This is a genomic window from Halomonas sp. AOP7-E1-9 (assembly GCF_052376035.1).
In the GTDB taxonomy this organism is placed as follows: Bacteria; Pseudomonadota; Gammaproteobacteria; order Pseudomonadales; family Halomonadaceae; genus Vreelandella; species Vreelandella citrativorans.
Genome location: NZ_JBQSVC010000001.1, coordinates 262,723 through 278,542 on the forward strand (window position 1 = coordinate 262,723; position 15,820 = coordinate 278,542).

17 protein-coding genes are annotated in these 15,820 nt (G+C 54.6%); 4 read left to right on the top strand and 13 right to left on the bottom strand.

Annotated features, from left to right (window positions below; all coding sequences use genetic code 11):
• The first annotated feature begins 95 nt into the window (after nucleotides 1–95).
• Nucleotides 96–839, top strand: coding sequence for a carboxy-S-adenosyl-L-methionine synthase CmoA (gene cmoA / locus ACT3R4_RS01240; RefSeq protein WP_087109693.1), 744 nt, complete (start codon nucleotides 96–98; stop codon nucleotides 837–839).
• A complete protein-coding gene (cmoB, locus tag ACT3R4_RS01245; RefSeq protein WP_192526290.1) occupies nucleotides 840–1,853 on the top strand; it encodes a tRNA 5-methoxyuridine(34)/uridine 5-oxyacetic acid(34) synthase CmoB in 1,014 nt (337 codons plus the stop codon). It begins immediately after the preceding gene.
• Nucleotides 1,854–1,873: 20 nt separating this feature from the next.
• On the opposite strand, the gene ACT3R4_RS01250 is transcribed toward cmoB, so the two are convergent.
• From ACT3R4_RS01250 to ACT3R4_RS01290, 9 genes are all read right to left on the bottom strand, one after another.
• Nucleotides 1,874–2,548 carry a zinc metallopeptidase gene (locus ACT3R4_RS01250; protein ID WP_192526289.1) on the bottom strand — a complete coding sequence of 225 codons (675 nt, stop codon included), beginning with the start codon at nucleotides 2,546–2,548 and terminating at the stop codon, nucleotides 1,874–1,876.
• 79 nt (nucleotides 2,549–2,627) lie between these two features.
• A complete protein-coding gene (locus ACT3R4_RS01255) occupies nucleotides 2,628–3,767 on the bottom strand; it encodes an App1 family protein phosphatidate phosphatase (RefSeq protein ID WP_192526288.1) in 1,140 nt (379 codons plus the stop codon).
• A complete protein-coding gene (locus ACT3R4_RS01260) occupies nucleotides 3,767–4,330 on the bottom strand; it encodes a type 1 glutamine amidotransferase domain-containing protein (protein WP_192526287.1) in 564 nt (187 codons plus the stop codon). Before ACT3R4_RS01260 ends, ACT3R4_RS01255 begins: the two co-directional genes overlap by 1 nt.
• A 193-nt stretch (nucleotides 4,331–4,523) precedes the next feature.
• Nucleotides 4,524–5,951 carry a sulfate adenylyltransferase subunit CysN gene (gene cysN / locus ACT3R4_RS01265; RefSeq protein ID WP_192526286.1) on the bottom strand — a complete coding sequence of 476 codons (1,428 nt, stop codon included), beginning with the start codon at nucleotides 5,949–5,951 and terminating at the stop codon, nucleotides 4,524–4,526.
• On the bottom strand, nucleotides 5,951–6,913 hold the full coding sequence (gene cysD / locus ACT3R4_RS01270) for a sulfate adenylyltransferase subunit CysD (RefSeq protein WP_172116252.1): 963 nt from the start codon (nucleotides 6,911–6,913) through the stop codon (nucleotides 5,951–5,953). The genes cysN and cysD overlap by 1 nt, the downstream gene beginning before the upstream one ends.
• Before the next feature lie 174 nt (nucleotides 6,914–7,087).
• A complete protein-coding gene (locus tag ACT3R4_RS01275) occupies nucleotides 7,088–7,822 on the bottom strand; it encodes a metallophosphoesterase (RefSeq protein ID WP_192526285.1) in 735 nt (244 codons plus the stop codon).
• On the bottom strand, nucleotides 7,822–8,268 hold the full coding sequence (locus ACT3R4_RS01280; RefSeq protein ID WP_172116250.1) for a DUF1249 domain-containing protein: 447 nt from the start codon (nucleotides 8,266–8,268) through the stop codon (nucleotides 7,822–7,824). The genes ACT3R4_RS01275 and ACT3R4_RS01280 overlap by 1 nt, the downstream gene beginning before the upstream one ends.
• Nucleotides 8,269–8,291: 23 nt before the next feature.
• Nucleotides 8,292–8,945, bottom strand: a complete 654-nt coding sequence (locus tag ACT3R4_RS01285) for an NUDIX domain-containing protein (protein WP_192526284.1) — start codon at nucleotides 8,943–8,945, stop codon at nucleotides 8,292–8,294.
• Nucleotides 8,946–9,020: 75 nt separating this feature from the next.
• Complete coding sequence (locus tag ACT3R4_RS01290) at nucleotides 9,021–9,665, bottom strand: tetratricopeptide repeat protein (protein ID WP_441676990.1); 645 nt, start codon at nucleotides 9,663–9,665, stop codon at nucleotides 9,021–9,023.
• 196 nt (nucleotides 9,666–9,861) lie between these two features.
• Here ACT3R4_RS01290 and greB point away from each other — a divergent pair, with 196 nt between their 5' ends.
• Complete coding sequence (gene greB / locus ACT3R4_RS01295; protein ID WP_172116247.1) at nucleotides 9,862–10,395, top strand: transcription elongation factor GreB; 534 nt, start codon at nucleotides 9,862–9,864, stop codon at nucleotides 10,393–10,395.
• A 13-nt stretch (nucleotides 10,396–10,408) separates the two neighbouring features.
• On the opposite strand, the gene ACT3R4_RS01300 is transcribed toward greB, so the two are convergent.
• From ACT3R4_RS01300 to ACT3R4_RS01315, 4 genes are all read right to left on the bottom strand, one after another.
• Nucleotides 10,409–11,137 (bottom strand): SIMPL domain-containing protein, encoded by a 729-nt coding sequence (locus ACT3R4_RS01300; protein ID WP_192526282.1) that lies wholly within the window; start codon nucleotides 11,135–11,137, stop codon nucleotides 10,409–10,411.
• A 109-nt stretch (nucleotides 11,138–11,246) separates the two neighbouring features.
• The gene (locus ACT3R4_RS01305; protein ID WP_192526281.1) at nucleotides 11,247–12,245 is read right to left on the bottom strand and encodes a methyltransferase; all 999 of its coding nucleotides are present in this window, start codon (nucleotides 12,243–12,245) and stop codon (nucleotides 11,247–11,249) included.
• Nucleotides 12,242–13,051 (bottom strand): methyltransferase domain-containing protein, encoded by an 810-nt coding sequence (locus ACT3R4_RS01310; protein WP_192526280.1) that lies wholly within the window; start codon nucleotides 13,049–13,051, stop codon nucleotides 12,242–12,244. Before ACT3R4_RS01310 ends, ACT3R4_RS01305 begins: the two co-directional genes overlap by 4 nt.
• Nucleotides 13,052–13,095: 44 nt before the next feature.
• The gene (locus ACT3R4_RS01315) at nucleotides 13,096–14,604 is read right to left on the bottom strand and encodes an amidase (protein WP_192526279.1); all 1,509 of its coding nucleotides are present in this window, start codon (nucleotides 14,602–14,604) and stop codon (nucleotides 13,096–13,098) included.
• A gap of 182 nt (nucleotides 14,605–14,786) precedes the next feature.
• On the opposite strand from ACT3R4_RS01315, the gene ACT3R4_RS01320 reads away from it, so the two are divergent.
• The gene (locus ACT3R4_RS01320; protein ID WP_192526278.1) at nucleotides 14,787–15,797 is read left to right on the top strand and encodes a LacI family DNA-binding transcriptional regulator; all 1,011 of its coding nucleotides are present in this window, start codon (nucleotides 14,787–14,789) and stop codon (nucleotides 15,795–15,797) included.
• The last annotated feature ends 23 nt before the right edge of the window (nucleotides 15,798–15,820 follow it).

Genomic DNA, 15,820 nt, shown 5'->3' on the forward strand with positions numbered 1-15,820 from the left:
GTCTCCTGTGGCGTCGAACCATGCAGCTCGGGTCTGTTCTGGTCAAATCAGGGCGCGTAAACTACTCCCCCCTTTTGATGATTCCCGGCTTGCCAATGAGTAATGCATCTTACCGTGACGCTATCTTTTCGACACCCCTTGATCGAGTGGCGCGCTTCTCGTTCGATGAACAGGTAGTGGCTTGTTTTCCCGACATGGTCCGTCGCTCTATACCAGGCTACGGCCAAATCCTGGGCATGCTGAGCCTGATTGCCCAGCGTCACCTTCGCCATGGCGGCCACGTGTATGACCTGGGCTGCTCGCTCGGCGCCTCAGGCTTGGCGCTTGCGGGCGCACTCGCCCCTGACGCGTTTCGCTATACCGGCGTCGATTTATCACCAGCAATGGTGTCGCGTGCTCGCCAGACCTTCACCGAAGAGTGCCCTGAACATGCCATGAGCGTGGAAGAAGCCGACATTCGCACGCTCGAGTATGCGCCATCCGGCATGATCATTCTTAACTTTACGCTGCAGTTTTTGCCACCGGCTGACCGGGATGCCCTGTTAAGGCGGCTGTTTGACGCGCTCGAGCCTGGCGGCGTGCTGGTTTTATCGGAAAAAACCGTTGACGTCGATGAGCGGGATAATGCCTGGCGAGTTGAGCGCTATCATGACTTCAAACGCGCCAATGGTTACAGCGACATGGAAATCAGCCAAAAGCGCACCGCACTTGAAAACGTGTTGGTGCCCGATACGCTGGATGCGCTGCATCAGCGCTTACAGCAGGCAGGCTTCCCACGTACGGTAACGTGGTTTCAATACTTGAACTTTGCCTCTGTCATTGCGTTTAAGGAGAGTTAAGTGGAGCTCCCTGATGACCACCGCGCACTTTATCAGGCGTTTTTAGACCAGGGCTTAACGACCTGGCTGGCTAAATTACCCGAGCAGCTGGCCAGAGGGCTTGACCGCCAACGTCATGGCGACCTGCCCGCCTGGGAGAAGGCCGTTGCCAAACTGCCGGCCTTACCGGCCGAGCGCCACGTTCAACTGGACAGCGATACGCTAACGGTAGAGCTTGCGCTCAGCGATAGCCAGCAACGCCAATGCTTTAATCTACTGCGTAAGCTGGCTCCGTGGCGCAAAGGACCTTTTCAGCTGGGCGGCATTCATATCGACACCGAATGGCGCTCTGATTGGAAATGGCAGCGCGTGGCGCCTCATTTAGCCCCCCTGAGATACCGCAAGGTGTTGGATGTAGGCGGCGGCAGCGGCTATCACGCCTGGCGGATGACCGGAACAGGAGCGGCCTTCGTGCTGGTGATTGACCCTTCACCACGCTTTTACTGGCAGTTCCAAGCAGTGCGCCACTTTGTGGGCGATGCAGACGGTGGGCGCACTCAGTTTCTACCGGTCGGAATCGAGGATGTACCGGAAAACCTCGGCTTTTTTGATACGGTGTTTTCAATGGGCGTGCTTTATCACCGCCCTTCGCCACTTGAACATCTTCAGCAGCTAAAAGCCGCGCTGGCGCCGGGTGGCGAGCTGGTATTGGAAACGCTGGTGGTGGAAGGCGACGAGCAAACGGTGTTTGTTCCCGGCGAGCGTTACGCCGCGATGCCTAATGTTTACTTTCTACCCTCCTCCAAAGCGCTTTGCCACTGGCTTAGCCGTTGCGGCTTTACCAATATTCTCGTGGTCGATGAGGCAGTCACCACCCTGGACGAGCAGCGCTCCACCGAGTGGATGACCTATCAATCCTTGGCCGACTTTTTAGATCCCAATGATCGTACCCGCACCATCGAAGGCTACCCGGCGCCGCGGCGGGCAGTGATTATTGCCAACAAGCCGGAACAGGCTGTAAAAACAGTTATTTAAGCCAGCACAGTCGTTAGCGTTTAGCGGCGCAAGATCACCAGCCAGCGGCCCAGGTTCAACATGCTGGCAAGTGAAGCCGCAACATAGGTGAACGCACAAGCGGTAAGCACATGCCGAGCGCCCGACATGTCGTAGGGTGGCACGTACTCTTTTAAAAGCGGCAGTGCGCGGTTGAAGCTGGCATCAAACTCCACCGGCAGCGTGACCAGATGCACCAGGGCGGCGGTACCAAAGCTGATCACCGCCATGCCAATGACTAACGCCAAACCGCCCGGCACGCGCGTCAACAAGAATAAAAACGGCGCGGCCATCATTAGAATCGCGCCCATTTTTTCTGCCTTTTGGGCAACACCTACCAAGCGGCTGCGTGCCAGCAGTGGCGCATAGCCTTGGTGATGCTGCAACGCATGGCCTACTTCATGAGCGGCAACGGTAACCGCCGTTAACGAGCAGCCATCATAATGGTCAGGCGAAAGGCGCACACAGCGCGTCTCTGGGTCGTAATGATCGCCGAATTCGGTACGCTCAACGGGAATGTCTTTAATACCCAGACGCCGTAGCAAATGCTCGGCAAGCTCAGCGCCGGTGCCAGGGTAGTCATTACGTCCTCGCATATGGCGTTTTAGCACCCACTTTGCCCATACATTGGGCAGTATAAATACCGCGAGTAACAGCACGACGAATAGAACGACCATGATGACTTAACACTCACTAGGAGAAAACAGGGAAAGGCTTCGTTTTATCATGGTCGGGCTAGCAACAACAGAGTTGAGGCTAGACTTCCCCTTGGGCTTCACGACGCTCTTCTTCGCGATGCTCTTTTACATCGCGCTCGACCGCTTCCAGGCCCCGCGCTGAAATATCCCCATTGGCGTGGGCGTGCTCAGCAATTAATACACTGTCGGGTGCGAGCACCAGGTCACACTCGGAATTGACCAGTTCATCGCGAAGCCGTTGAATGGCCTTCTCGCGCTCAGGGTCTTTATCCACGCGACGGATATAAATCGCCTTGATGCGCCCAGGATAGGCTTTCACGATCTCAGCATACACTTCTGGGTCGTGCTGTCCGCTATCGCCAATCAGGATGCACGGTAGCCCATCAAACAGCGTCAACATTCGATCAATTAACAAGCGCTTGTGAGCTTCGGCACGGCGCGGCCAGGGGTGACGCAGCGAAATTCCCCACTCGCGTAGAAACAGGATCGGACCTACCGGAATCCGGTTAAGCTGAAAGAACGTTTCGAGCATTTCGTAAATAGCCCATGGCCCGCGGGATACATACAAGATGGGTCGCTCGGCCTTCTCACTTTCGCCCCGGTGCAGCGCCTGATAAAGCGAGGCAACGCCTGGAAACGCCGTACGCCGATGGGGTTTACGCACAAACAGGCGGTAGAGCATCTTTAGCTTTTCGGCAACGCCGGTAAACATGACGGTGTCATCAATATCGCTGATAATCAGCAAGTCGGTTTCCGGTGGCGGTACGTATACCTCAACATTAGTACGTACAGGCGACTGGTTTTCCGCATGCACCCTAATATCCGCTCGATGCCAGGACACATCGATAGGCAGCGAATGGGTAATCGGAAGGTGCGCATCGAAATAGCCATCCCGGTCGGTTGTCAAGGACAGTTCGTTTTCACCGATACGAATATCAACTTGGGCACCGGCCAAGCCCCGTCGAAAAATGCGGCGCGCTACATCAGCTGTGTCGCGCAGCATCCCTCGGCGTGGAATAGCGCGGCCAAGAGCGGCTTGGCGGAACACCCGCCCCATCAAAAACACTTCACTGGACGAACCGTAACCACGGTAAGGATGAACGACCATCCCCCCGCGGCCACGGTCTCGCTTCATCGGTTTTGCAACCGTGTGGACAAGCCTTTTAACAAAGCTTGCCCACGGGCTCAACCATGACATTAGGCGTGTTGACCTGAGTGGCGTCCTTCTTGCAGCTCTTCAAGGAGCTTGGCATTGAACGCATCCAGGTCTTTGGGGGTACGGCTAGTGACCAAACCATTATCCACCACGACGGCCTCATCGACCCATTCCGCGCCCGCATTGCGTAAATCCTGAGCCACGGTGGGCACCGACGTCATACGACGACCTTCTACCAAGCCAGCGTTAATTAAAATCCATGGCGCATGACAAATAGCGGCTACTGGCTTACCTGCGTGAAAAAATGCTTTTACAAAACTTAGCACGTCTTCTTTGACCCGCAGCGCGTCGGGATTGAACAGGCCGCCTGGCAGTACCAGGGCGTGATAATCAGATTCATTGACATCTGTCAGCGCTTTATCAGCCGAATATGTATCACCCCAATTAGTTTCTGCCCAGGCACGAATATCGTTGCCTTCAGGTGTCACGATATCAACATCAACACCGGCATTTTTGAGTGCGTCACGCGGTGAACTCAGCTCAGACTCCTCAAAGCCATCGGCCGCCACAATAGCGACGCGTTTACCCTTTAGTGTTTGGTTCATCATGCTCTCCTTTTCGTGATGAGGCGTGCGTGAAAAACGCTTTATCAGTGTGGCGTATCCTGGGAGAGCGTCAAGCGAGCCGACCGCTAGATTAGAGATGTTTGATTTAAGTAGATATAAAAAAGCCCGCTTAATCAAAGCGGGCCAACCTGTTGATAAAGACTATTGGTAAAGACTATTGATAAAAAATGATTTAGCGTTTGAGCAATTGACTAATATCGTTGGCTTCCCAGTGCGGAAAGTGCCTGCGTACCAGCGCATTAAGGTCTTTCTCAAACGCTGACCAGTCCGTGGTGGGGGCTTCAGCAGCACCTGCTGAACCCGCTTCACGAATCATTCCCGCTCCCACCGTTACGTTGGTCAGCCGATCGACAATAATAAAGCTTCCCGTTTTAGGGCTAACCCGATAATTATCGATGGGTACGGTGGCGGTAAGCTCGATATCACAGCGAGCAATCGCATTGAGGTTTAACGCCTGCGCTGTGTGCTTCTCAAGCGTATTAACATCAATTTGATAGTCAATAGCGCTGACCTGCCCGGAAAGATCGCGGGTAGCGAGTTTAAAGTCGTAAAGCTTACCCAGGGTTAGTGGGTCTTCATGCATCCAGACCACATCAGCAGTAAACCGGTTGGAAAGCGGCACATCCGCATCGGCACTGACGAGCCAGTCGCCACGAGAAATATCGATCTCGTCTTCAAGCGTCACGGTAATCGCTTGGCCGGGATAGGCTTCGCTTAAATCACCCTCAAAAGTGACAACCCTCGCCACGGTAGAGGTTTTACCCGAAGGCAGCGCTTTTACCGCTTGGCCGGGGCGTAAGATCCCGGCGGCCAGCGTCCCGCAGTAACCACGAAAATCCAGGTTCGGCCGATTGACATACTGTACGGGCAAACGCAGATCCGTCAGGTTGTCGTCTTGGCTGATTTCGGTATTTTCGAGTAGTTCGATCAGCGTCTCGCCGCGATACCACGGCGTGTGCTCGCTACGGTTAACGACGTTATCGCCATTGAGCGCCGACATGGGCACAAACTGGATATCGTCCACCTGCAAATTCGTTGCAAACGCACGGTACTCTGCCTTGATTTCCTCAAAGCGCTGCTCAGAAAAGCCCACTAAATCCATTTTGTTGACAGCAATGACCAAGTGCTGAATACCCAACAAGTCAGCAATAAAGCTATGCCGACGCGTTTGGGTTTGCACGCCATAGCGAGCGTCGATAAGGATAATCGCAAGGCTTGCCGTAGAAGCGCCGGTGGCCATATTACGTGTGTACTGCTCATGGCCTGGCGTATCGGCAATGATAAATTTGCGCTTATCCGTCGAGAAGAACCGATAGGCGACATCAATAGTAATGCCCTGCTCACGCTCGGACTGCAGACCGTCTACCAATAGCGCCAAGTCAACCGTATCACCCGTGGTACCGCTGGTTTTGGACGCTTGAGTAATCGCTGCTAGTTGATCCTCAAAGATCATTTTGGAGTCGTGCAGCAAGCGACCAATCAGGGTCGATTTACCGTCGTCGACACTGCCGCAGGTAATAAAACGCAGCAGGTCCTTGTTTTCATGCTCGTGCAGGTACTGCTCGATGTTGTCAGCGATTAAGTTAGATTGATGAGACATTAGAAGTACCCCTCGCGCTTTTTCTTCTCCATCGAACCCACCTGGTCGCGATCAATGGCGCGACCACTGCGCTCACTGGTGCGGGTCAGCAGCATTTCCTGAATAATTTCCGGCAGCGTTGCCGCTTCGGACTCCACTGCGCCGGTTAGCGGGTAGCACCCAAGCGTTCTGAAACGCACCGACTTCTCTTCAGGCACTTCACCTGGCGCTAGCGGCAAACGATCGTCGTCTACCATCACCTGCATGCCGTCGCGCTCAACCACTGGGCGCTTGGCTGCGAAGTACAGTGGCACAATCGGGATAGACTCCAGATAGATGTACTGCCAGATATCCAGCTCCGTCCAGTTGGAAAGCGGGAACACGCGAATCGACTCACCCTTGTTGACCCTGGCGTTATACATGTTCCAGAGCTCAGGACGCTGGTTTTTGGGATCCCAACGGTGGTATTTGTCACGGAAGGAGTAGACCCGCTCCTTGGCCCGAGAGGCCTCTTCATCGCGCCGGGCACCGCCAAACGCAGCATCAAAACCATGCTTGTCCAGCGCCTGCTTGAGCGCTTGGGTCTTCATGATATCGGTATATTTGGCGCTGCCATGCTCGAACGGGTTGATATTCGCCTCCCGCCCCTCTTCGTTGGTATGCACGATCAGTTTCATACCCGCCTCGGAAGCCATGCGATCACGAAACTCGATCATTTCCCGGAATTTCCAAGTGGTATCCACGTGCATCAGTGGAAACGGCGGGGTACCGGGATAAAATGCCTTCCGCGCCAGGTGCAGCATCACCGAAGAGTCTTTGCCGATCGAATACATCATGACCGGGTTACTGAACTCAGCCGCCACTTCACGAATGATATGGATGGACTCGGCTTCAAGCTGTTTTAAATGAGTGAGACGCGCGGCGCTAAGTGCGCTGGGCACCTCACGCCGGGGCGTCGAAGAGAGCGGGGAGAACTGAGTCATGGTCTGCTACCTCACAAAACAAGCCAATTTTTATAAGCTTGCAGTACACGCTGAATTAAAACGTTATACGTTCGATTGTGGATAGAGTAACGCCGAGTCAATAATAACCCAAAAGAATTAATAACTATCTTTTTATTCTTTTATCGCCTAACGAACATAAAAAACATGATATCGCTATACGTCAACGCGCTCGACCCAGGTATCCCACTGCTCACCGCTAAGGTTTATCACTCGATAACCAGGCCGTGAGGCTTCATCAATCGTAAATTCATCAGCGCCCGGCATAAACTGATCAGACATGGCTGGGCAGCCGTAAACACTCACTGAACCTGCCGCTGTTTCAATGTGCTGCGCATACGCTTGGTGAGCGTGACCAAACAGCACGACTTTCACCTGAGGATAAGCGCTTAAAACCTGCCAAAACGCTTCACGATCTTGTAGGCCGATAGCATCCATCCAGTCAGCGCCAACATCCACCGGTGGATGGTGCATGGCAATCAGCGTGGGGCGGTCATCCTCTTCCAAACGTGTCGTTAATGCCATCAACTGTTCGCTGCCCAGCTCGCCGAAGGGTTGGCCCGGCACTTGGGTATTGAGCAGCAGCAGACGCCACTGCTGCAAATCTACCTCGTCAAGCAGCGGATGCTCGGCGCACATGAATGCTACCTGGTCGTGATTGCCCGGGAGCCAAAACCACGGGCAAGGAAGGTCAGCCAACGCCTCCTTGGCCAGTGCATAGGAAGCCGCTGTTTCATCCTGACTGATGTCTCCCGTCACAACGATAACGTCCGGACGTTCAGCCGCTGCCGCCGCGAGAACACGTTGAAAATGCAGCCAAGGAACCCCCGCACGCGAACGTGTAGTAACATCAGCATGCAAGTGAGCATCGGTAATCTGTACAAGGCGCATTAGCGCATCTCCGGTAAATCGCAAGTATGACCATGGGCTAGTCCATGCGCTAACCATTCGCCTAAAAAGCGGTTTAACTGGAGCTTTTCATCAGGCTGATGCATCTGCGCATTAGGATATCGATAGCGGCCACTAAAGTGGCGCTGACGCTGAAAATCCGTCACCTCCGCCATACGCACGTCATGGTAAAGGTGCACGCGCATGCGCGGGCCGTCCATAACTGAATCCAACGGACCGCTTTGAGTGACCGCCACCATGGTGGTGTAAGGGGCATGTTCCAATACGGTAAGCTGCAAATCGCCAAAGTACTGCTCGTCACTGCTTAAGGCGATCTCTCGGCGCTGGCCACTCTCCATATCGCCCACCAGGCGTAATAACCGCAGGTAGTTGGCGCTGCACTCCCCCTGGAGCGACTTTAAATCGGTGACATAGGCTGTTCTTGCCATGAACACTCCTCGTGGTTTTCACTTTACGTGAGCGCTCGTTGGGATGCCGCGCGCAACGAAGCACGCTGACCAGCTAGCCAGTGCAATCCAATCAAACACATGGCGTTGTCGAGTCTTCCCTGTATCAAGAGTTCCCACGCGGTCGGAAAAGACACCACGTGAACACGGATATCTTCATGCTCCTCGTCAAGACCATGAATACCGCCCATACCTTGAGTATCAACCAGCCCACAAAAAAGCGTTACGCGTTCGTTGCACGCGCCAGGGCTTGGGTAGTACGTATGCATTAGCGTTAACGGGCCTACCACGCAGCCCGACTCTTCCAGCGCTTCGCGCCGGGCAACCTCTTCGAGTGATTCATCTTGTTCAACCAACCCTGCAACCAGCTCTAGCTTCCAGGGCGAAACGGGATCATCGAAAGCACCAGCACGAAACTGCTCCACCAGCACAAGCGCATCCCGTGCAGGGTCGTAAAGCAATACGCCTACCGCATCGCGACGGTGGTGCACTTCGCGATGCATGGGCTTGCTCCAACCACCTTCAAAAAGCCGGTGGCGTAGTTCCATGACTTCCAAGCGAAAAAAGCCCTGATGAAGCGTTTTACGCTCAATCAGCTCTATATCGTCACGGCCAAAAGGCGGTGTTTCTAATGATGAAGTTTTAGCATTGAATGCCATGCGGCACTCCCAGTAATCACAATTACCCCATTATCAATGCTTGCTACCGGGAATGCCAACCTGGCCTAGGCGGGGTTACAGACGGTTTAGCATGGCTTGGGCATCGCGGCGTAACGATTCATCGGAGAGTTCACGCTGCGCTCGTGGAGTACCGTTCACCGCGCGTTCAGCGTGCTCGCGGGCAGCGGCGGTGTTCCCTTCATCAAGCAGGAACGCGGCGTAATAGTAGTTGACGTCGATACCTTCAGGGCGAATCTCAACGGCACGCTGAAACATTTGCTGAGCTTTTTCACTGCTTCCAAAGCTAATTGGGCGCCCAGGTACGTTGTCGTAAAGTGCGCCCAGTGTGACGTAGGCAGAACCGTTTCCTCCTTGCGGATCAAGCGCAATGGCCTGTTCAAGCGCATCACGCGCATCACCAGCGATACCCAACGCGCCGAAACCACCACGTTCACGCGCATACGAAGCCAGAATAATGCCCTGCCAAATCAGAAGCTCCGGCTGATCCGGGTTTTCGCTGGCCAACGTCGTGACTTCATTGGACAAAACGTCCAACGTGCCTTCACGCTGGTTAGCTGGCAAGTCGCTCACCGTATGTTCCCAACGGTTCTTCAAGGAGAACAGTTCGTTTTCATAGGCCAAGGCCGTTAAGGGTAACAGCATTAGCGTGCTGCCAAGCGCTGCAGTCATTATCAAACGAGAAAACGGTCGTGTGCGCATTATTATCTCCTGAGTTGTTTTTATATCGACATATAGACGCTGCGTTGTTAAGCGCTAATCAGCCTATTCTCACAATGTAACGAACGTTTGATTGATTCGCTAGCCGCGAGTGATGTCACTGTGCTTTTGTTTACTTTCTCTTTACCCTACAGTCGTCTTTAACCAGCGCTATCTTTAACCAGATGAGAGTCCCTTAATGAAAGGTCGTAACATGACCCGCTGGCGCGATCCGGCAAAAGATCCGCGTCAGGCACCCAAAAGCAATTTGATTACCGCCGAGGGCGCCGCGCGTTTACGCGGAATTTTGGATCACTTATCCAGAGTCAAACGCCCCGCACTCTCAACAAAAGTAGGTGAAGCCGCTGCGCTTGGCGACCGTAGTGAAAACGCTGATTACACTTACAACAAGAAAGAGCTGAACCGTGTGATTGCGCGGATTCGCTATTTGACCCTACGTCTGGATGAGCTGCAGGTGGTTGATCGACTACCCGCAGACACCAACAAGATATTTTTTGGGGCATTTGTCGAGCTGGAGGATGAAGATGGCGAAGCGCTTAGCATACGGATTGTAGGACACGACGAAATCGATACCCAAAAGCGCTGGATCAGTATTGATGCGCCCATGGCCAAGGCACTTCTCGGCAAAGGGGTCGATGACGATGTAGAAGTGCTTACTCCGAATGGGAAGGTGTTCTACACCGTTACTGCGATCCGCTATGCCTCGCTTTAGTGCACGGGGCTTCCTAATCTTTTAAGGCATAGTCGATAGTCGTCACCACTCGGACACGCTTGATATGCGGAGTATAGCTGTCCAAATCATCAATCGAGAAATAGCCTTGGGTTGCCTGGCGGATCTGCCCTACCTGACTCCCGGAGTCTTCTGCAAACTGCTGGGCGGCATTACGCGCGTCAGCCGTCGCCTCGGCAATCATCTCAGGCTTGATCGCCTCCAAGCCGGTAAATAGAAACTCGGTTTGGTACTCGTAACTTGGCGAGAGCAAAACCCCTTGACGTACCAGCGACGAGGTCCCTGGCATCGCCTGCATCACGCCCTCTACATCTGGCGAACGCAGCAGTAACGTGGCCTCAGCGCGGTAACGCTCATCAGGGCGCTGCCCGCCATAGAGATTACTAAACTGGTCGGTAATTCTGGGGGGTGTTGTGCTGATATGCCCGGGTTCAAATCCCTGAGACTCCAAAAAGCGACGAATCGCCTGGTCATTATTGGAAAGCTGCTGCTCCAGGTCGCTTAAGCTATTAGCGCTCACGCTGTAGTTAAACGGCCATAGCACCAAGTCGGCCGCCACCTCGCGCTCGGCCAAACCACGCACGGTGACATTGCGCGAAGACTGCTGCCACACGTCGGCCGCCTGCTTGATATAGCTGCCACCTCCTACCAACCCCAGCGCCAGCAATCCACCTAGCACAACTGCACTTCCCAATATCACGATGCTTCTACTGCTTTTAACCATCGTCGCTACCTCGCACAACGTTCATTAAAGTGCCCAATGCCTATCAGCATCATAGCCGTGAAATGGGGATGCGTCGGTAGTTGAATATGGTTAGTGTGAGGAAATAGTGTCAGCTACGCTGGCTACGGTAGACCCGAAACCGCCGATTATCAGCAAGCGTTTCAAAGCTGCCAAAAGCCTCGGTGAGAAGGTCCGGATAAGGCAAGAACACATTGGCGACGATGATGAGACGCCCACGGTTAGCAAGATGCTTGGGCGCTTGGCGAATCAAGCGTTGGCTGGGCCCATAGCTTACGTCTCGCTCTTGATGAAACGGCGGGTTACTAATAATAAAATCGTAGGTTTCACTTTCCAATGCGCTATATACATCGCTTTGCAAAGCGTGCCCATTAACCTGATTAGCCTCTAGCGTGCGATGCGCTGCCTCTACAGCAAAAGCGCTGACATCCACGGCGGTTACCGCATGGCCACGTTTGGCAAGCCAAGCGCTAATAATGCCATCGCCACAGCCCATATCGAGAATACGTTGAGGCGCTTTAGGCAGCTCTTTTTCCAGGCTGTCCAATAGTAGCAGCGTGCCTTCATCTACCTTGCCATGACCAAAAACGCCGGGATGACTAACCAGCGTTAAGCCCAAAGCATCAAAGCGCTGCCAAGCGTCTTCCAGGGTATTCTCAAGCGCGATGGTGCGTGTGGCAAAGAGTGAACAGCGCCGCGCGTTATCGCGCTTGTCACACATCATCCCCCGCTCTGCGAGTACGTTAGGCACGCGTTTCACGCCGCCACTGTGCTCACCGATAATTTCAATGGCCGTGCCCGTGGGTAGCACGCTGCATAGCCACTCAAGCCACCAAATGCCTAGCTGATGCGCTTTAGGCCAGAACAACACTATCTCGCCGTGGGTAACGGCATTTTCAGGCAGCGCGAAGGGGCTATAGACCTGCTTGCCTACCGCTTGCCACTCGCTTAGCACACCAAGATCACCGCTGATAACGCCTGCGGATTGCGCGATTAACCAAGCATCAACCGGTGGCGCTACGACCATAAGTGCCGTGTAGTCATCCTGTTGACGTTCCAGCAGTTGGCAGGCAGGTGATTGGGCACTCATTGGGAAGTCTCCGGTTTAATCAACGTGTAGAGTAAATAACGACCCAGCCGCCAGTGCGGGTCTTGTTGGCAGTACTTCTTTTCGAGCGCCAGCAGCGTTTCACGCTCTTTATCGCTGGCGGGAGGCAGGCGTAGGTAGTCCTGAAATACACGGATACCCGCAACGCTTGCCACTTCAAGACTGTTTTCCGCCCCCCATGCCACCATCTCAGCGTGGGTGACCGGCGAAATAGGCGTTAAGCGCTGCCGCTTGCCCATGCCTTCCAAACGATCACTTAGCGCCTTTTCCAAATTGCCTTTCACCGCGTTGGAAAAGCGCAGTGCATCGCGGTTAAACACCATCAGGCTCAACTGCCCGCCGGGCGCGAGCAGGCTTGCCAGGCTTGCCATCGCTGAGCGCGGGTCGCCCAACCACTCAAGCACCGCATGGCAGGTAATCAACGGCCAGGGGCCAGGAGCTTGCTGGCCTAAATCCTGAAGCGGGGCATGCACGTAGGTCATCGCCTCGCCAGACAGCCGCTTAGCTTCACTGTGCCAATGTTTGGCATACGTAAGCATATCCAGCGAGGGCTCGGCCATGGTGACCGGGTGCTGGCGTTCGGCAAACCACGCCGCCTGCTGGCCTAACCCGCCGCCGACATCCAGTACGGGCTGCTGAGTTAGTTCAAGCATTTGCGGCAGCAAGTAATCCAGCATCGCCAAGCGCAGCTCGCCGCGAGGCGCTTGGTAAAGCGAGCGTGAAAACTTGTCGACCAGACCGTCAAAGTAGCGGTCTCCAGCGTCGTTTAATTCATAGGTTGGATGCATGCATAAGGCCAAGCGGCATAGTAAAGCCGCGTAGTTTACCCTGCCTAAGAGCGGAACGCTTGCAGCGGTAATTGATGCTGCCAGGCATCGTACCGTTCCAATGCCGCAGCTAGCTGTAAGAGCTGTTTATCTTCACCAAACCGCCCGACTATTTGCACGCCTACCGGTAGGCCATTGGCGGCCATATGCAAAGGCACTGACATGGCGGGCTGGCCGGTCAGATTGGCTAATTGGGTGAACGGCGTGCGGCCAAGGGCGTCCACCGCCAGCCTCTTTAACAAGCCTGCCTTTAGCGCCAGCGATGATGCCCCAGGAATGGCCAGCACAGACATTAAGCGTTCACGTGCCGCGGATGGATAGAGCTCGCCAATTTCAGGGGCGGTATCTGCGGTGACCGGCATCACCAGCGCATCAAAGCGTTGATGAAAACGGCTCATCTGTTCAGCGGCAACGTGCCAATGGCGTTTCGCCAGCTCGTAATCCTGCGCTAACAGCTTGCTTCCCAACCGGCCGATAGCACGTGTAGAGGGTTCAATCGCCAAGCGGTGCATGGGTACGCCGGTTTGTTGGCTAATCCAGCTAAGGTCCGCCGCCAAGTGGCCAAGGTAAAGCGTCAGGTAGCTATCTGCCAGGGCTTCACCATCCACCGCCGGCTCGCACCACTCCACCTCATGGCCCATTTCCGTTAGCGCGGCGGCAGCTTTATTAACCGCTGTTTTTACTTCCGAGCTTAACTGCGTGCCCAAGCCACGGCTTAAAGGCTCGCCCAGCGATACCGCAATACGTAATCGCTTAGGCGAGGACGCTAATGCCGTTACGAAGCCGGTTTCAGCGCGCACTGGGTACGGGCCGGAAGGCGCCATACCGTTCACCTTCTCCAACAGCGCCGCACTATCTCGTACGCTGCGCGTCAACGCATGCTCAATGACCGCCCCCTGCCACACTTCCCCATGGTTTGGGTCAAGCGGCATCCGCCCACGCGTAGGTTTAAAGCCAAAAAGCCCACAGTAGCTGGCAGGAATACGGATGGAGCCACCACCGTCCCCGGCCAACGCCAACGGCACAATTCCGCTAGCCACTGCCACGGCTGCACCGCCGCTGGAGCCACCGGGTGAATACCCCTTCCGCCACGGGTTAACAGGGTGCGGAAAGGCTTTAGGCTCGGTAATTCCCATCAATCCCAATTCAGGCGTGGCTGTTTGCCCAATAACGACCAAACCCGCAGCTTTTGCGCGCTGGATAATCGGCGAATCCTCTTTAGGGCGCCACTGAGTTAACGCAGCACATCCGGAGGCCAAGGGTTCACCGGCCAACCCCATCAACAGATCTTTACTTAAGGTGGGCACTCCACCAAAGAGCGCGTCATCGGCGATCTCCTCGCTCTCACGCCGGGCTTTCTCAAATCGCGTTCTAACGACCGCTTTTAGGGCAGGATTTAGTGCTTCAATCGCCTTAAAGGCAGCCTCCAGAACGTCTGCGCGACTCACCTCCCGGCGGCGGATCAGTTCGGCAAGGCCGGTGGCATCATATTGTTGGTACTCGTGGGACTGCATTACGTTCGCCTATTATGCTTGTCTCTACAGCCTAGCAGAGGCCGTCCACTTAATTTTTCTTAACCATGTGTTTTCGCCGACTCTTCTACTGAGCCTTAAGGCGTATTGCCTTTAAACTCAAAACTCACTATGTTGGAGCCGATTGGGAACGTTCCCATTTTACTGTTTAATGGATAGCCAACATGCCCCCTGCCTCTGTGCGCGCCACACTTATTGAAGTCGCTAAGCTGGCGGGCACGTCTAAAACCAGCGTATCGCGCTTTTTCGGCCCGGAGCGCGAACGGCTAACGCCCAGCCTTCAAGCGCGCATTGCCAACGCCGCCACGACGCTGGGCTACCAGCCTAATTTAATGGCACGCGGTCTCAAGGGAGGCGGCTCGCGCCTACTGGGCGTACTGGTGGCCGATATCCGCAATCCGTTCTCAGTGGCAGTTGTCCACGGCATAGAGCAAGCGGCTCGGACTCACGGTTATTCATTAATCGTCTGCAATACCGATAACGACCCAGAACGAGAACAGCAGCACCTGCGCCTGCTGACGTCGTATCAGGTAGAAGGCTTGATGATTAATGCTACCGGGCAGCCTGAAGCTCAGTTACAGGCACTCATGCATAGCGGTGTCCCCCTCGTGCTACTTGACCGCGAAGTTCACCAACTTGACGTTGATGTGATCGGGCTTGATAACGCGCTAGCGATTGATATGGCACTGAATCATCTCGTGCAACAAGGGTATCGCTCCCTTCTCTATGTCAGTGAGTCGCCTGCACATGCCAGTACCCGCCAGGAACGGCTACAGCGCTTTAACCAGCAAGCAGAGAGCTTAGGGATCAAAAGTCAGACGCTAATACTGGACAATTCAGCGCCTCACATTGAAACGCTAGCCAACTTTACCCAGCACACTGCCTCATCTCCAGGCGCTGTTTTATGCGCTAACGGTAACGTCACGCTCGCTATGACACGCAGTTTTCAACAGTTGGGGATCACACCAGGTCCTACCGGTTTAATGGGAATTGACGAACTGGATTGGTGTGAGCTGATAACGCCAGGCATCACCACCCTGGCCCAGCCTACCGATGATATCGGCCATGCTGCCGTCAGTTGCCTGCTCAACCAGCTTAACGGCTCAGCACAGGCATCGCCCGTATGCTACCGCCATGCGCCACGTTTACAGATCCGCGGCAGTACAACGCTTTAGCCAAATCCTTAACACCCTTAAAA

Bases quoted from the DNA above. Each gene is read 5' to 3' on its own strand.
- ACT3R4_RS01300 (WP_192526282.1), bottom strand. From the start codon at position 11,137: ATGGTTAAAAGCAGTAGAAGCATCGTGATATTGGGAAGTGCAGTTGTG.
- ACT3R4_RS01320 (WP_192526278.1), top strand. From the start codon at position 14,787: ATGCCCCCTGCCTCTGTGCGCGCCACACTTATTGAAGTCGCTAAGCTG.
- cysN (WP_192526286.1), bottom strand. From the start codon at position 5,951: ATGTCTCATCAATCTAACTTAATCGCTGACAACATCGAGCAGTACCTG.
- ACT3R4_RS01285 (WP_192526284.1), bottom strand. From the start codon at position 8,945: ATGGCATTCAATGCTAAAACTTCATCATTAGAAACACCGCCTTTTGGC.
- greB (WP_172116247.1), top strand. From the start codon at position 9,862: ATGAAAGGTCGTAACATGACCCGCTGGCGCGATCCGGCAAAAGATCCG.
- ACT3R4_RS01260 (WP_192526287.1), bottom strand. From the start codon at position 4,330: ATGAACCAAACACTAAAGGGTAAACGCGTCGCTATTGTGGCGGCCGAT.
- ACT3R4_RS01310 (WP_192526280.1), bottom strand. From the start codon at position 13,051: ATGCATCCAACCTATGAATTAAACGACGCTGGAGACCGCTACTTTGAC.
- cysD (WP_172116252.1), bottom strand. From the start codon at position 6,913: ATGACTCAGTTCTCCCCGCTCTCTTCGACGCCCCGGCGTGAGGTGCCC.
- ACT3R4_RS01290 (WP_441676990.1), bottom strand. From the start codon at position 9,665: ATGCGCACACGACCGTTTTCTCGTTTGATAATGACTGCAGCGCTTGGC.
- ACT3R4_RS01255 (WP_192526288.1), bottom strand. From the start codon at position 3,767: ATGTCATGGTTGAGCCCGTGGGCAAGCTTTGTTAAAAGGCTTGTCCAC.
- cmoA (WP_087109693.1), top strand. From the start codon at position 96: ATGAGTAATGCATCTTACCGTGACGCTATCTTTTCGACACCCCTTGAT.
- ACT3R4_RS01275 (WP_192526285.1), bottom strand. From the start codon at position 7,822: ATGCGCCTTGTACAGATTACCGATGCTCACTTGCATGCTGATGTTACT.
- ACT3R4_RS01305 (WP_192526281.1), bottom strand. From the start codon at position 12,245: ATGAGTGCCCAATCACCTGCCTGCCAACTGCTGGAACGTCAACAGGAT.
- ACT3R4_RS01250 (WP_192526289.1), bottom strand. From the start codon at position 2,548: ATGGTCGTTCTATTCGTCGTGCTGTTACTCGCGGTATTTATACTGCCC.
- ACT3R4_RS01280 (WP_172116250.1), bottom strand. From the start codon at position 8,268: ATGGCAAGAACAGCCTATGTCACCGATTTAAAGTCGCTCCAGGGGGAG.
- ACT3R4_RS01315 (WP_192526279.1), bottom strand. From the start codon at position 14,604: ATGCAGTCCCACGAGTACCAACAATATGATGCCACCGGCCTTGCCGAA.